The 15008-nt window shown below is 38.5% G+C and carries 14 protein-coding genes; all 14 read right to left on the reverse strand.

Annotated elements, in window-relative coordinates:
• Positions 1–39: 39 nt before the first annotated feature.
• Positions 40–1443, reverse strand: coding sequence for an ATP-dependent protease ATPase subunit HslU (hslU, locus tag RCG22_RS07690; protein WP_308106426.1), 1404 nt, complete (start codon positions 1441–1443; stop codon positions 40–42).
• A 20-nt stretch (positions 1444–1463) separates the two neighbouring features.
• The gene (hslV, locus tag RCG22_RS07695) at positions 1464–2006 is read right to left on the reverse strand and encodes an ATP-dependent protease subunit HslV (protein ID WP_066252722.1); all 543 of its coding nucleotides are present in this window, start codon (positions 2004–2006) and stop codon (positions 1464–1466) included.
• A gap of 267 nt (positions 2007–2273) precedes the next feature.
• Positions 2274–3581, reverse strand: coding sequence for an FADH(2)-oxidizing methylenetetrahydrofolate--tRNA-(uracil(54)-C(5))-methyltransferase TrmFO (gene trmFO / locus RCG22_RS07700; RefSeq protein ID WP_308106427.1), 1308 nt, complete (start codon positions 3579–3581; stop codon positions 2274–2276).
• A 195-nt stretch (positions 3582–3776) separates the two neighbouring features.
• Complete coding sequence (gene topA / locus RCG22_RS07705; RefSeq protein ID WP_308106428.1) at positions 3777–5855, reverse strand: type I DNA topoisomerase; 2079 nt, start codon at positions 5853–5855, stop codon at positions 3777–3779.
• 343 nt (positions 5856–6198) lie between these two features.
• Positions 6199–7086 carry a DNA-processing protein DprA gene (gene dprA / locus RCG22_RS07710; RefSeq protein ID WP_308106429.1) on the reverse strand — a complete coding sequence of 296 codons (888 nt, stop codon included), beginning with the start codon at positions 7084–7086 and terminating at the stop codon, positions 6199–6201.
• A 90-nt stretch (positions 7087–7176) separates the two neighbouring features.
• Complete coding sequence (gene sucD / locus RCG22_RS07715; protein ID WP_308106430.1) at positions 7177–8079, reverse strand: succinate--CoA ligase subunit alpha; 903 nt, start codon at positions 8077–8079, stop codon at positions 7177–7179.
• A 22-nt stretch (positions 8080–8101) separates the two neighbouring features.
• Positions 8102–9262, reverse strand: a complete 1161-nt coding sequence (gene sucC, locus RCG22_RS07720) for an ADP-forming succinate--CoA ligase subunit beta (RefSeq protein WP_098261171.1) — start codon at positions 9260–9262, stop codon at positions 8102–8104.
• Between the two features lie 229 nt (positions 9263–9491).
• Complete coding sequence (gene rnhB / locus RCG22_RS07725) at positions 9492–10259, reverse strand: ribonuclease HII (protein WP_308106431.1); 768 nt, start codon at positions 10257–10259, stop codon at positions 9492–9494.
• Between the two features lie 14 nt (positions 10260–10273).
• Positions 10274–11179 (reverse strand): L-serine ammonia-lyase, iron-sulfur-dependent, subunit alpha, encoded by a 906-nt coding sequence (sdaAA, locus tag RCG22_RS07730; RefSeq protein WP_308106432.1) that lies wholly within the window; start codon positions 11177–11179, stop codon positions 10274–10276.
• Positions 11180–11210: 31 nt separating this feature from the next.
• Positions 11211–11873, reverse strand: a complete 663-nt coding sequence (gene sdaAB, locus RCG22_RS07735) for an L-serine ammonia-lyase, iron-sulfur-dependent subunit beta (RefSeq protein ID WP_098261565.1) — start codon at positions 11871–11873, stop codon at positions 11211–11213.
• A 121-nt stretch (positions 11874–11994) separates the two neighbouring features.
• Positions 11995–12678 carry a helix-turn-helix transcriptional regulator gene (locus RCG22_RS07740; RefSeq protein ID WP_286137859.1) on the reverse strand — a complete coding sequence of 228 codons (684 nt, stop codon included), beginning with the start codon at positions 12676–12678 and terminating at the stop codon, positions 11995–11997.
• Between the two features lie 245 nt (positions 12679–12923).
• Entirely contained in the window at positions 12924–13787 is an 864-nt protein-coding gene (gene ylqF / locus RCG22_RS07745; protein ID WP_308106433.1) for a ribosome biogenesis GTPase YlqF, read from the reverse strand.
• A gap of 36 nt (positions 13788–13823) precedes the next feature.
• On the reverse strand, positions 13824–14381 hold the full coding sequence (lepB, locus tag RCG22_RS07750; RefSeq protein ID WP_098261167.1) for a signal peptidase I: 558 nt from the start codon (positions 14379–14381) through the stop codon (positions 13824–13826).
• Positions 14382–14601: 220 nt separating this feature from the next.
• The gene (rplS, locus tag RCG22_RS07755) at positions 14602–14946 is read right to left on the reverse strand and encodes a 50S ribosomal protein L19 (RefSeq protein WP_066252697.1); all 345 of its coding nucleotides are present in this window, start codon (positions 14944–14946) and stop codon (positions 14602–14604) included.
• Positions 14947–15008 lie beyond the last annotated feature (62 nt).

Genomic DNA, 15008 nt, shown 5'->3' on the forward strand with positions numbered 1-15008 from the left:
CCTAATTAGCTGCAACCATTATTAAATTTTAAATTAATTTTATAAGATAAACTGACTTAAATCTTTATTTTTTGAAATTGCCCCAAGTTTATCGTCTACATATTTTGGAGTAATATCAATCTTCTCCATAGAAATATCCGGAGCTTCAAAAGATAAGTCTTCTAAAAGCTTTTCGAGAATCGTATGAAGTCGTCTTGCACCAATATTATCAGTGTTTTGATTCACTTCAAACGCAACTTCTGCAATTCTACGAATAGCATCGTCAGAAAATTCAATTTGTATACCTTCTGTTTCCAATAATGCTTGATATTGTTTAATGAGCGCATTATCTGGTTCGATTAGAATCCTGAAGAAGTCATCCACAGTTAGCTTAGTCAATTCAACTCGAATCGGGAAGCGGCCCTGAAGTTCCGGGATTAAATCTGAAGGTTTCGCCATGTGAAATGCTCCGGCAGCGATAAATAAAACATGGTCAGTTTTTATTGAACCATATTTGGTCACCACTGTTGACCCTTCTACGATAGGCAGAATATCTCGTTGAACCCCTTCTCTGGATACATCTGCAGAAGAGCCTCCTGAATTTTTACTAGCAATTTTATCAATTTCATCGATAAAAATAATTCCAGCTTGTTCAGCACGATAAATGGCTTCAGAATTTACTTCATCCATATCAATAAGCTTAGAAGCTTCTTCATTCGTCAACACCTTGCGAGCTTCACGTACAGTCAATTTACGCTTTTTACGTTTTTTCGGCATAAAGCTGCTTAAAGCATCCTGCATATTCATTCCCATTTGCTCAATCCCTGAGCCCTGAAGCATATCAAACATAGAGGGTGCCTGCTCATCTACTTCAACGGTAACAATTTCATCCTCGAGCTGACCAAGGGATAATTTTTCTTTAACAATTTTCCGTTTTTCAGTAATCGAATAATCTTCTTGATTTGTTTCTGGTTCGGTAGATGTATTCCCTCCGCCAAATAACATTTCAAGGGGATTTTTATAGTTATTAGCTTTTTTTGCTGATGGAACAAGCAAATCGACTAGCCTGCTATTAGCATTCTCTTCGGCACGTTCCTTAACATTTTGCATCCGCTCCTCTTTTACTAAGCGAACAGAGGTTTCAGCAAGATCTCTAACCATGGATTCTACATCGCGTCCAACATAGCCAACTTCAGTAAATTTCGTTGCTTCTACTTTAATAAAAGGGGCACCAACTATTTTTGCAATCCTTCTGGCAATTTCGGTTTTCCCAACCCCAGTCGGACCAATCATCAAAATATTTTTGGGGATAACCTCATCCCTAAGCTTCTCGTTCAATAAACCTCTTCTGTAACGATTCCTTAAAGCAACAGCTACTGCTTTCTTAGCATCTTTTTGTCCAATGATATATTGATCAAGTTTTTCAACAATTTGACGAGGGGTTAAGTTTGTTGTTCTTCCCATGATAATTAGTCTCCTTCCGGTTATAGCTCTTCAACAATAATGTTATGGTTTGTATATACACATATTTCTGCTGCTATTTCTAAAGAAGCTTTCGCAATTTCCTTGGCAGATAAGTGGTCTCCAGAATATTTCTTTAAAGCACGTCCTGCGGATAATGCATAGTTTCCACCTGAACCAATCGCAAGAATCCCATCGTCAGGTTCGATGACTTCACCCGTTCCTGATACAAGCAGCAAATATTCATGATTCATAACAATAAGCATCGCTTCAAGCTTTCGGAGCACTTTATCACTTCTCCACTCTTTGGCAAGCTCTACAGCAGCTCTTTGAAGGTTACCGTTAAATTCTTCTAATTTCCCCTCGAACAGTTCGAAAAGAGTAAACGCATCCGCAACAGAACCAGCAAAACCGGCTAATACCTTTCCATTAAATATCTTTCTTACTTTTCTTGCTGTGTGCTTCATCACTACCGCATTACCAAATGTCACTTGTCCATCACCAGACATTGAATATTCACCATTATGATGGATTGCAAAAATTGTTGTTGCATGAAATTGGTTCATTAAGATGAGCCTCCCTTTGGAGTGATATATATTCACATTTCCTCGCAGATAAAGTATGTAACCTGTGAAAGGACTTTTTACATGAAAGTTTATAAAGAAATTTTACTGATATCATGTTGATAATGTTCAATAGTTTATTTTGAGTAATTAATTTCTATTTGTAAATACTCATTAGTTAATTTTAAAAAAACATTCACATTTGTCATAATATTCACCTCGCAAGGGCTACTAAATCGTAACATACTTCCAATGCCCTTGCAATAAACTTTACAAAACTTTCACAAAGTTCTGAATTGTTTCTAGTGCTCTATTTGCATGTTCTAAATTTCTTTCTTGCTTTCCTTTAATTCTTACCGCCAGCTCCGGAAATAAACCAAAGTTTGCATTCATTGGTTGAAAATTTTTAGCGTTTGTAGTTGTAATATACCGGGCCATGCTTCCAATCGCAGTCTCTGCAGGAAATTCAAGCGGCTCATTTCCTTGTATTAGACGCGCTGCATTTATACCAGCGACTAATCCGCTAGCAGCAGATTCTACGTAACCTTCTACCCCAGTCATCTGACCAGCAAAAAACAAATTTTCCCGATTACGGAATTGATATGTTGCATTTAACACCTTGGGCGAATTGATAAACGTATTACGGTGCATGACACCATAACGGATAATTTCTGCATTTTCTAGCCCAGGTATTAATTGTATTACTTCTTTTTGAGCACCCCACTTTAAATGTGTCTGAAAACCGACAATATTAAAAAGAGTTCCAGCAGCATCGTCTTGACGAAGTTGTACAACAGCAAATGGCCTTTTTCCTGTTTTCGGGTCCTCTAAGCCAACTGGCTTTAACGGTCCGAAAAGCATGGTTTTCTTTCCCCTTGATGCCATCACTTCAATTGGCATGCACCCTTCAAAAAAGACTTCTTTTTCAAATTCCTTTACAGGGACTGTTTCAGCAGATATCAGTCCATCATAAAAACGATTAAACTCTTCTTCAGTCATCGGGCAGTTAAGATAGGCTGCTTCCCCTTTATCATAACGGGATTTTAAATAAACTTTATCCATATCAATGCTATCTTTTTCTAGAATTGGCGCCGCAGCATCGTAAAAATAAAGGTAATCCTCACCTGTCAAACCTTTGAGCTGTTCTGATAGATCCGGGCTTGTCAATGGCCCTGTTGCAATTATAGTTGTTCCCTCAGGAATTTCAGTTACCTCTTCATTTATGACCGTAACATTTTCATGATTTTTAACCAAGTCTGTTACTTTCGCAGCAAACTCATGGCGATCAACCGCTAACGCACCTCCAGCAGGAACAGAGCAGGCATCCGCAGCAGCAATAATAACAGAATCAAGCTTTCGCATTTCTTCCTTTAACACGCCTACTGCATTCGTTAATGTATTTGCCCGTAAAGAATTACTGCAAACCAATTCGGCAAATTTATCTGTATGATGTGCAGGTGTTTGTCTCACCGGTCTCATCTCATATAAGCGTACCTTAACTCCGCGCTTGGCAATCTGCCACGCTGCTTCACTTCCTGCCAATCCAGCACCGATAACATTTATAGTTGTGTCTTTCATTTAGTAACCTCCTTATTTTAACCTTTGTTTAATCTATCAAGGGATGTGTATGTACCTATCAATACTCTTCCCACATTTAAGTCCATCTTGCATTGTACTATACGAATAAGAAAGAAAAAAGTTTTAAGTATTTCGGAAAGGTTTATTTAAAGTTATTTTGCAAAATGAAAAGAGTGGACTTTGTCCACTCTCCCCTTAACTTTGCGGCTCTTCCTTGTAATCACACTTAACACATTGAACTTGAACACCTTTTTTTAATTTCTTTTCTACGAGCAGCCCCTCACACTTAGGGCATTCCCTTGGCAGTGGTTTATCCCACGAGATAAATTCACACTCAGGATATTTGGTACACCCGTAGAACAGTCGCTTCTTCTTGCTTTTCCGCTCAATAATTTGACCCTCTTTACAGCTTGGGCAGGTAACACCGATTTCTTTAACAATTGGTTTAGTATTTCGGCAATCAGGAAAATTGCTGCATGCCATAAATTTACCATATCGGCCCATTTTGAAGACCATTGGGTGCCCGCAATTTTCACAATCTTCACCCGCTGGCTCATCTTTAATTTCAACAAATTGCATTTCTTCCTCTGCTTTTTTCAAATGAATATCAAAGTCTTGATAAAACTCATCGATAATATGGACCCAGGGAACCTTTCCATCCTCGATATTATCTAAACCTTGTTCCATCTTAGCTGTAAATTCGACATCTACTATATCGGGGAAAAACTCTAAAATCAACTCATCAATAATTTCACCAAGTTCGGATGGAACAAATCTTTTATTATCAAGTGATACATAGCCCCGTTTTTGTATTGTATCAAGGGTAGGTGCATAAGTTGACGGACGGCCAATCCCCAGCTCCTCTAGCGTCTTAACCAGCCTTGCCTCTGTATACCTTGGCGGTGGCTGCGTGAAATGCTGCTTCGGCTCGATGTCCTTCTTAAACACTTCATCTCCTTCTTTAAGGGCTGGAAGCATTTTGTCCTTTTCATCTACCTGGTCATCTGACCCTTCAACGTAAAGTTTCATAAAGCCGGGAAACTTAATTTTTGAACCATTGGCACGGAATAGAATGTTGCCATTTTGTAAATCTACACTCATTGTATCCATAACAGCCTGAGCCATTTGACTAGCTAAAAACCGATCCCAGATTAATTTATATAAGCGGAATTGGTCTCTCGATAAAAATGACTTTAGACTATTAGGATCCCTTAAAGTACTGGTTGGACGAATCGCTTCATGGGCATCTTGAGAATTTGCCTGCTTTTTCTCTTTTCTTTGTTCCTCTTTTAAATAATCTTTCCCATATTCAGAGGAGATGTAATTAGCCGCTTCCGTTTGAGCAACTTCAGAAATCCTTGTAGAATCCGTTCTCATATAGGTAATGAGACCAACCGTTCCCTCTTTGCCAAGCTCAATTCCTTCATAAAGCTGCTGTGCCAGCATCATCGTTTTCTTTGCTCGGAAATTTAGTTTTCTGGCTGCTTCTTGCTGCAAGGAAGAGGTAATAAAGGGCGGTGCCGGATTTCTCTTTCGTTCCTTTTTGGTAACAGCTACAACTTTGAATTTATTTTCATTCATTTGCTTTAAAATCGTTTGGACATCTTGTTCAGATTTTAATTCAAATTTTTCCTTGTCTGCTAATGAAAAATATTGTGCGCTAAAATGATCTTTCCCCTTTAAAAATTCCCCATCTATCGTCCAGTATTCTTCTGGGACAAAGGCTTTAATTTCATTCTCTCTATCAATAATTAAACGAACAGCAACAGATTGGACCCGACCTGCACTTAACCCTTTCTTGACCTTTTTCCATAGCAGCGGGCTGATATTATAACCAACAAGTCTGTCAAGGATTCTCCGAGCTTGCTGAGCATCCACTAAATCCATATTGATTGGACGAGGATGTTTAAATGACTCTTTTATTGCATCTTTTGTGATTTCATTAAAAACGACACGGCAATCTGAATTAATATCAACAGATAAACTATGGGCTAAATGCCAAGCAATAGCTTCCCCTTCGCGATCCGGGTCAGCCGCGAGATAGATTTTTTTTGCTTTTTTTGCTGCTGCTTTTAATTCCTTTAATACGGGGCCTTTTCCGCGAATGGTAATATATTTTGGTTCATAACTATTTTCTACATTGACCCCCATTTGGCTACGTGGCAAATCGCGAATATGACCCATCGATGCTTTAACTTTATATTTATTCCCTAAATATCGTTCAATCGTTTTTGCTTTTGCCGGCGATTCAACGATTACAAGAAAATCTGCCATTTAAAAATCCTCCTTAAGAGGGAAAGCGTAGAAGTGCCCCGAATCTAGCAAATGTCTGTTTCTAAGAAGCTTTTCATTTGTGAAGCTTTCCTAATTTCAGTTTTACCTAATTTGACCGGAGAAAATACTTTACAAAACTGCCCTATCCCAAGTTTTTCATTATATATTAATTTATTTATTATTTATTCTATTTCCTAATATTCCTTTTTCGAACATCTGTTGGAAAATGTATAACAAATTAGAAAATAATGCAACCTTTTTTAGGTAAATTCTCCATTAATTCATAAAAACCTTTAAAATTCACAACTTTTTTAAGCAAATTTTCTTTAGATAACTTAGATTCTTATCTAATTTCCTCTAAAATATCCTCTGCACTTGTTACAAGTTTAGCACCTTGTTGGATTAATTCATTTGTACCGATGGAATATGGATTAAAAATATTCCCAGGTAAGGAAAATACCTCTCTACCCTCATTTACTGCAAAATTCGCTGTGATTAATGATCCGCTTTTTCGTTTTGCTTCTATTATAAGTGTCCCCTGGGACAAGCCGCTAATAATTCGATTTCTGGACGGAAAATGCCATCTAAGCGGCTTTGTATCCGGAGGATATTCGGAAAGAACTAGCTGGTTTTTCATCATTTCTAAAGCTAAACTCATATTTTCCTTTGGATAGATATGATAGAAACCACCTGCAATCACTGCAATTGTCCTCCCGCCATTTTTTATCGCATATTCATGGGCAAGGGCATCAATTCCCCTTGCTAACCCACTCACAATGAGAACACCTTTGTCAACTAAACCAGGGAAAATTGACCGGATTGCATTTTTCCCATATTGGGTCGCTTGACGTGAACCAACCACCGCGAGTTTTGGGACAGTTTCAAGAAGCGAGAGATCCCCTTTGATAAACAACGCCCATGGTGGCTGGTAAATTTCTTTCAATAATGGCGGATATTCCTTATCAATAATTGTAATGACTGTAATTTCGTTTGTTTTATATTGACGAATTTGATCACGGATAATGTCAGGATGAAGTGGTATATTTGAAGGCTTTTCTGAAGGGTTGTTGGTTACCAGTGGCGGAAACAAGAAGGTTTGCTGTGGAGGTTGCTTTTGTAACTGATATATATTTCGCAATGTCGGGTCTTTTTTTAAAACTTGCAAAACAGTATTCCAAGATATATCGGGATAATGCAGCAAGGAAATAAGTCTTTCTTTGAATTCATCCATGTGAATATTTTTCCTCCTTAAGATATAGAAATAGTATAAATAGCCCCTCAATTATGAGGGACTATTCGATAATATCTAGTTGCACATTTATTAGTGTGTTTTACACTTTTCGTAAAGACCTTGTTCTTTTAAAACTTCAATTAATGTTTCACCCATTACAGATGGAGTGTCAGCAACTTTAATACCGCATTCGTTCATTACGCGGATTTTTTCATCTGCTGTTCCTTTACCACCAGAAATAATTGCACCTGCGTGACCCATACGTTTCCCTGGAGGCGCTGTACGTCCGCCGATGAAGCCAACAACTGGCTTGGTCATGTTTGCTTTAACCCATTCTGCTGCTTCTTCTTCAGCAGTACCGCCGATCTCACCAATCATGATTACCGCATAGGTTTCAGGATCTTCATTAAATGCTTTTAATACATCGATGAAGTTTGTTCCGTTCACAGGGTCGCCGCCAATACCAACTGCAGTACTTTGGCCAAGTCCGGCCTGAGTTAATTGGTGCACCGCTTCGTATGTTAATGTTCCGGAGCGAGATACAACACCTACATGGCCTTTTGTATGGATATAACCAGGCATGATGCCGATTTTACACTCATCAGGAGTAATAACACCTGGGCAATTCGGGCCAACCAAGCGGGTCTTTTTGCCTTCCATATAACGTTTAACTTTAACCATATCCAAAACTGGAATATGTTCAGTAATGCAAATAGCAAGATCTAATTCCGCATCAACTGCTTCAATAATCGCATCAGCTGCAAATGGTGCAGGTACGTAAATAACGGATGCAGTAGCACCAGTTGTGCTGACAGCATCTTTAACCGTGTTAAAAACAGGTACACCTTCTACTTCCATACCGCCTTTTCCTGGTGAGGTACCGCCAACAATTTGTGTACCATATTCAAGCATTTGCTTTGTATGAAACAGGGCAGTTGAACCTGTAATCCCTTGAACAATAACCTTTGTATTTTTATTAATAAAAACGCTCACGTTAATTCCCCTTTCTTCGATCCTATTTCACTAATGAAACGATTTTTTGTGCGCCGTCAGCCATGGATTCAGCAGCAATTATGTCTACGCTTGACTCTGAAAGAATTTTCTTACCTAAGTCAACATTAGTTCCTTCTAAGCGAACAACTAATGGAACACTTAGCCCAACTTGCTTAGCTGCTTCTACAATCCCCTCAGCAATAACATCACACTTCATGATTCCACCAAAGATATTGACGAAAATACCTTTTACGTTTGGATCAGAAAGGATAATTTTGAATGCTTCTGTAACCTTTTCAGCTGTCGCACCGCCACCAACATCAAGGAAGTTAGCGGGATCTCCGCTGTAATGTTTGATAATATCCATCGTTGACATAGCAAGTCCAGCACCGTTAACCATACAGCCAATATTTCCATCTAAAGCAACGTAGCTTAAATCATATTTAGATGCTTCGATCTCCTTTGCATCCTCTTCTTCAAGGTCACGATACTCTAAAACATCCTTCTGACGATAAAGGGCATTTGAGTCAAAGTTCAATTTTGCATCCAGGGCCATTACTTTTCCGTCACCTGTAACTACGAGCGGGTTAATTTCTGCAATTGAACAATCTTTTTCGATGTAGGCGCTATACAAGGCTGTCATAAATTTTACGGCCTGATTAATTAATTCTTTTGGAATATTAATATTGAACGCAATTCGGCGTGCCTGGAATGGTTGTAATCCGACGACCGGGTCAATTTCTTCTTTAAAAATTTTCTCCGGAGTTTTTTCAGCAACCTCTTCGATTTCTGTTCCGCCTTCTTCTGACGCCATTAAAACAACACGTGACGTAGCACGGTCTAAAACTAAACCAACATAATACTCTTTTTTGATGTCACAACCTTCTTCGATAAGGAGGCGCTTGACTTCTTTTCCTTCAGGACCTGTTTGGTGTGTTACAAGTGTTTTACCGAGGATTTCGCTTGCATATGTACGAACCTCATCAAGGTTTTTCGCAACTTTAACACCACCGGCTTTCCCCCGTCCACCAGCATGAATTTGTGCTTTTACCACACAAACCTGTGTGCCTAGTTCTTTTGCTGCTTCTACTGCTTCTTCTACAGTGAATGCTACTTTCCCATTCGGAACTGCAACCCCGTATTTTCTGAGGATCTCTTTCCCTTGATACTCATGGATATTCATTTCCCATCCTCCTATTCAAACTCTTCTAAAAACTGACTCCGTTTTCATTTTATATAATGACAGATACCTTGTCTACCATTATGCTAAAAAATTATATACATCTTTAAAATATTCGGAATAGTCAATCACTTAATTCTAATAAATCAAGGAAATCGACTCCTTAATTGGTACAATTTGTTTTCTACAATAATAAAAAAAGCAGGCACTGCCTGATTTTTATTATCGGGATTTAAATATAATCCTTGACTGGTGCGAAGCTTTTTCTGTGATAGGAGGTTATGCCATGCTTATGGATCGCCTCGATATGTTCTTTTGTTCCGTAACCCATGTTTTGCTGAAATCCATAGACTGGATAGGTTTGTGATAGTTCTTTCATCAAATGATCTCTTGCCACTTTTGCGACAATCGAGGCAGCTGCGATTGAGATACTTTTGGCATCACCTTTGATAATAGATTCAGAGGGAAACGGAATATCAAGTTTCATTGCGTCAATCAGCAATAAATCTGGTTTTGGCTCTAATGAAACAATAGCAGCATTCATTGCTTTTTTGGTCGCTTCATAAATATTCATTTCATCAATTTCCTTCGCATGAATCATCGAGATGCTATAGGCAATTGCCTCCTTACGAATGATTTCATCGAACTCCAGACGTTTTTTTTCAGATAGCTTCTTAGAGTCATCTATCCCTGCTAAAAAAAAGTCTTTTGGTAAAATAACAGCTGCAGCCACTACTGGACCAGCTAGCGGACCTCTCCCTACTTCATCGACACCCGCAATTAATTCATATCCTCTATTGTGCCCTTTAAGCTCATATGAACTCATTTCAACAAACTTTTCTTTTAATCGTTGATTTTCTGCCAATTTCTTTTTCCATTTATGTACAAGCTGTTGGACACCCTTTCGCTCATCATGAAGGATGCCCAACAAGAACGGATCATTTTCTTGTACGACGTTTTCTAATTGCTGTTCTATCTCTGTAATGGTTAATAGCTTCATTTTATCTCCTATGGTTACGATAACACTAGGTCTTTTAGCTTAAAGGTTTTACTTTCGCCAAAGATTTCCTGTTCCAGTCTTCTTCCTGTCGGAGTTGCTGCAAGTCCACCCTCTGCCGTTTCCCTTAAAGAAGATGGCATGGATTGGCCAATTAGGAACATCGCATGAATGACCTCATCACAGGGGATTCTGCTTGTAATGCCAGCTAGTGCCATATCGGCTGCAGTAATGGCATTGGATGCGCCCATTGCATTTCGTTTCACACAAGGAACTTCCACAAGGCCTGCTACAGGGTCACATACCAATCCCAGCATATTCTTTAGTGTAATTGCCATCGCTTCTGCAGCTTGCTTTGGTGAGCCGCCAGCTAGTTCTACAATTGCAGCAGCTGCCATTCCACTTGCTGAGCCTACCTCTGCTTGACACCCGCCTGCCGCACCGGAAATAGAGGCATTATTAGCGACAACAAAACCAAACGCTGCTGAGGTAAATAAAAATTCGATCATTTCTTCTCTGGTTGGATTTAACTTTTCTTTTACTGCAAATAATGTACCAGGTACAACACCTGCTGAACCAGCTGTTGGAGTAGCACAGATTACTCCCATTGCGGCATTAACTTCATTGGTTGCTACCGCTTTACTGACCGCATCTAATAAAACTGTCCCGCCTAGGGCCTTGCCGCTTTTAATATAGTTTTGAAGCAGAACAGCGTCTCCACCGGTTAGGCCTGTATGGGAATGCACACCCTTTAGACCTCTTTCCACTGCTTGTTCCATGATTGTTAAATTATTATCCATTTTTCCAATTACTTCTTCTCTACTAAGACCTGAAACTTCTATTTCTTGACGAATCATGATTTCAGCAATTTTTACTTGATTGCTTTCTGCAAGTTGTACAAGTTCTGCTACATTTCGAAACATGAATATTCCCCCTGATGTGTGCTCAATTTATCTAAACAACCATACGAATGATTTGCGATACATTTGAAAGATTTGTTAATTCCTCAATAACTATATCTTCAATTCTCTGGTCGACTTCAATAACCATTAAAGCCATTTCACCTTTTTCTAACCTCGAAACCTCCATATGGCCGATATTAATCTCATAGGATGATAAAACATTGGTTACCGCAGAAATGATACCAAAGCGGTCTTGATGAACAACCAAAATGGCAGGATGTTCGCCCGATAACTTTAACGGGAAAGAATTTAATTCTGTAATTTCAATGGTTCCACCGCCAATAGAAATCCCCACCATTTCAAGGTCGTTTACCTCATCATATAAGTTGATTTTTACCGTATTTGGATGATCCACTACTGCATCTTCCGTTCGAAATTCAATCGCTAATCCCATTTCATTTGCGATTTCCAAAGCTTTAGGCAATCGTTCATCCTTTGTATCAAAATCTAACAGCCCTGCGACAATAGCAAAGTCTGTTCCGTGTCCCTTATAGGTTTTTGCAAATGAACCATATAATGAGATTATGGCTTTCTTTGGTAATCTTCCGAACAAGGTCCTTGCCACCCTGCCAATTCTTGCTGCACCTGCTGTATGAGAACTTGACGGCCCAATCATAACTGGACCGATAATATCAAAAGCGGATCGATATTTCATGTATAACGGCTCCTTTTTTTCTTCAATATTTATGATTTCCATAATAATAAGGTCTTTTTAATCAATTTTACTAGGAATGCTACGAAGTAACTAGCGATAAATCTTGGTAGTATTCCAACCGTTACCTTTTTTCCCTTATTTTTGAAATCTCGTCAATTTGGTATTCATTGTGTGTTCGGATTTTTTGAAGGTAATTGTAGATTGTAAACTTTGACACACCTAATACGGTAGCCAAGTACTCAGTCGATCCCTTTATCAAGAAAGCCCCTTTTTCTTCTAATCGAGCAACACATTCTATCTTTTCTTCAAGGGTGAATCCACCCGGAGCTTTTTTAAATTCATGAATGACTTGGTCGACCATATTCTGAATAACATCTTGGACAGTCGAATAAAAATTTTCAGATTTAGTTTGTTCCAAATCATAGCTAATAAACTCTTCTAATTCCCCTCCAACTTGCATCAACAGAGAAATATCGTAATTCATACATAGGGCACCTATCACCTTCTGCTCATGGTCACGTAAAAAGACCGTTGAAGACTTCATAATATTACCTTTACTTGATTGTGTTTTATAGTTAGGAATATCATGTACTTCAGAAAAGGGCTTAGCTAGTTCGGTTAGAACTAAATCTGTTATTGGCGAGCCAATTTTCCTTCCTGTTACGTCACCCGCTAAATAAACTAATGACTTTTTCAAATCACTAAAATCATGAACAGCAACCTCACAGCGCCTGCCAAACATTTTCACTAGCATATCAGCCGTTCGAAATGCTAAATTAAAAACGGGTTCATTCCTGTCACTCAAAATTTTCCCCTCCCGCTATTGAAAACGATTACAATTGTAAACTTACAAATAGAATCGGTTAAGTCGTTTTTCAATTACATTAACAATCAAGATTGTATCATATATTCTCTAATATTAAAATAAAATTGTAATAGTTACAAAAAAATTGTAATAACAAAAATTCTCCTTATTACTTAAAAATCAATAAGGAGGGATGACAAAAAAATAGGCTCTCCAATTGGAGAGCTTGATGAAGTCAATATTCTTTATTCAACAATAAAATCAGCTGGTCGTTCAAATGTAACCCGGCCAAATTTTTCTGACCTTATTTCCTTGATGACCAACTCAGCAACTTTATCATAATTTACGATACCACCTGCCATTAGGCAACCACGCAGTACGCCAATTTTGTCAAACATATCGACCACATCTTCTGGAAGACTGTCAAGATTGTAACGTTCTTTTAAACGCTCTGGATATTCTCGTTCTAAAAACCTTAGCGTATAGACCGTGAGATCCTGAAGATTTAATAACGTATCTTTGATTGCGCCTGTGACCGCAAGTTTTTTACCGACTTCTTGGTCTTCAAATTTTGGCCATAATATCCCAGGGGTATCAAGCAGTTCCATTTCCTTCCCCACTTTAATCCATTGCTGGGCCTTAGTTACACCAGGTGTATTTCCTGTTTTAGCAATATTCTTCTTTGCCAATCGATTAATTAACGTCGATTTACCTGCGTTAGGAATTCCGACAATCATCGCCCTGATTGCTCTTGGATTAGTTACACCTCTAGCTCTTAAACGGTCAAACTTTTCCTTTAAGATTTCCTTAGAAGCGTTGGCAATATCTCTCATACCTTCACCCGCAAACGAATTAATCGCAAGTGCTTTTATTCCCTTTTTAGCAAAGAACTCTATCCATTCCCTAGTTGCTCCTATATCAGCCATATCAGCCTTATTTAATAAAACAAGTCTAGGCTTATGCTGAATAATTTCATCTATCATCGGATTTCTCGAGGAATAAGGAATCCTCGCATCTACCAATTCAAATATAATATCTACTAATTTTAACTTTTCCGTGACCTCTCTGCGAGCCTTAGCCATATGGCCTGGAAACCATTGGATCGTCATCGTTGGCCACCTCCTTTAAGGTCGTAAGCGCCCTGTCTATTTCACTGTTACAATATGTGCATCATTTAACGGCCAGTATACGAAACTTGTTTTCCCGATAATTTTATCAAACGAAACGGTTCCGATATGGCGACTATCTTTACTGAAGCGGCGATTGTCACCCATGACAAATAATTCACCTTTTGGAACAGTTTTACGGCCAATTTTTTCTTCCAAGGTAAAAGGATCTGTTAACGGTCCATCCTCTACTTCTTTTTTATATTTATCCAAATACGGCTCTTCATACGCTTTTCCATTAACAAATAATGTATCATCTTTATACTCAATGGTGTCACCTGGAAGTCCAATTACACGCTTTATGTAATCCTTTTGTTCTGGTGCATGAAAGACAATGATATCAAATCGCTTAGGCTCACCAATATTATAACTAAACTTATTTACAATCATTCGATCCTGATCCTTTAAAGTCGGCATCATCGATAATCCATCGACAACAATCGGTGCAAAAAGAAAGTATCGAATAACCGCAGCTAAAATAACGGCAATCAAAAGGGCCTTTGTCCATTCCCAAAGTTCATTTTTCTTTTTTGTCATAACAATCCCCGCCAATCTCTGCAAAAAATGTTTTATCAAACTTATTTTACATAACTTCAACAAATTTAACACGATGGGATTCTATTTTTTAATCAAACTTTAATTATTTGTTAAAAAATCAGCAACAATTTGAAAACCCCATAATTTTATGGTTATAAGGCAGCAAAACGAAAATATAAAAAAAGAGCCTGCTCCCGAGCAAGCCCTTTTTCTTTTCATATTATCGAATCTCTTTAATTCTTGCTTTTTTACCACGAAGGTTACGCAAGTAGTAAAGCTTAGCACGGCGAACTTTACCGCGACGAAGTACTTCTAGCTTCGCAATTTTTGGTGTGTGTACTGGGAAAGTACGCTCAACGCCTACTCCGTAAGAAATTTTACGAACTGTAAAAGTTTCGCTAATTCCACCACCACGACGCTTAATCACAACACCTTCAAATAACTGAATACGCTCACGAGTACCCTCGACAACTTTAACGTGTACACGTACAGTGTCACCGGGACGGAATGAAGGAAGATCAGTACGAAGTTGTTCTCTTGTGATATCTTCAATCAATTTTTGCATCGTTTTCAACTCCTTCCAACAGACGCTCATGCACATCAAACTCTTAAATACATTGCAGCGGA

The organism is Neobacillus nitrireducens, assembly GCF_030915405.1.
Classification (GTDB): domain Bacteria; phylum Bacillota; class Bacilli; order Bacillales; family Cytobacillaceae; genus Neobacillus.

Coding starts and splice junctions, on each gene's coding strand:
- trmFO (WP_308106427.1), bottom strand. CDS start 3,581: ATGAAAGACACAACTATAAATGTTATCGGTGCTGGATTGGCAGGAAGT.
- dprA (WP_308106429.1), bottom strand. CDS start 7,086: ATGGATGAATTCAAAGAAAGACTTATTTCCTTGCTGCATTATCCCGAT.
- hslU (WP_308106426.1), bottom strand. CDS start 1,443: ATGGGAAGAACAACAAACTTAACCCCTCGTCAAATTGTTGAAAAACTT.
- lepB (WP_098261167.1), bottom strand. CDS start 14,381: ATGACAAAAAAGAAAAATGAACTTTGGGAATGGACAAAGGCCCTTTTG.
- sdaAA (WP_308106432.1), bottom strand. CDS start 11,179: ATGTTTCGAAATGTAGCAGAACTTGTACAACTTGCAGAAAGCAATCAA.
- hslV (WP_066252722.1), bottom strand. CDS start 2,006: ATGAACCAATTTCATGCAACAACAATTTTTGCAATCCATCATAATGGT.
- rplS (WP_066252697.1), bottom strand. CDS start 14,946: ATGCAAAAATTGATTGAAGATATCACAAGAGAACAACTTCGTACTGAT.
- ylqF (WP_308106433.1), bottom strand. CDS start 13,787: ATGACGATCCAATGGTTTCCAGGCCATATGGCTAAGGCTCGCAGAGAG.
- rnhB (WP_308106431.1), bottom strand. CDS start 10,259: ATGAAGCTATTAACCATTACAGAGATAGAACAGCAATTAGAAAACGTC.
- sucC (WP_098261171.1), bottom strand. CDS start 9,262: ATGAATATCCATGAGTATCAAGGGAAAGAGATCCTCAGAAAATACGGG.
- topA (WP_308106428.1), bottom strand. CDS start 5,855: ATGGCAGATTTTCTTGTAATCGTTGAATCGCCGGCAAAAGCAAAAACG.
- sdaAB (WP_098261565.1), bottom strand. CDS start 11,873: ATGAAATATCGATCCGCTTTTGATATTATCGGTCCAGTTATGATTGGG.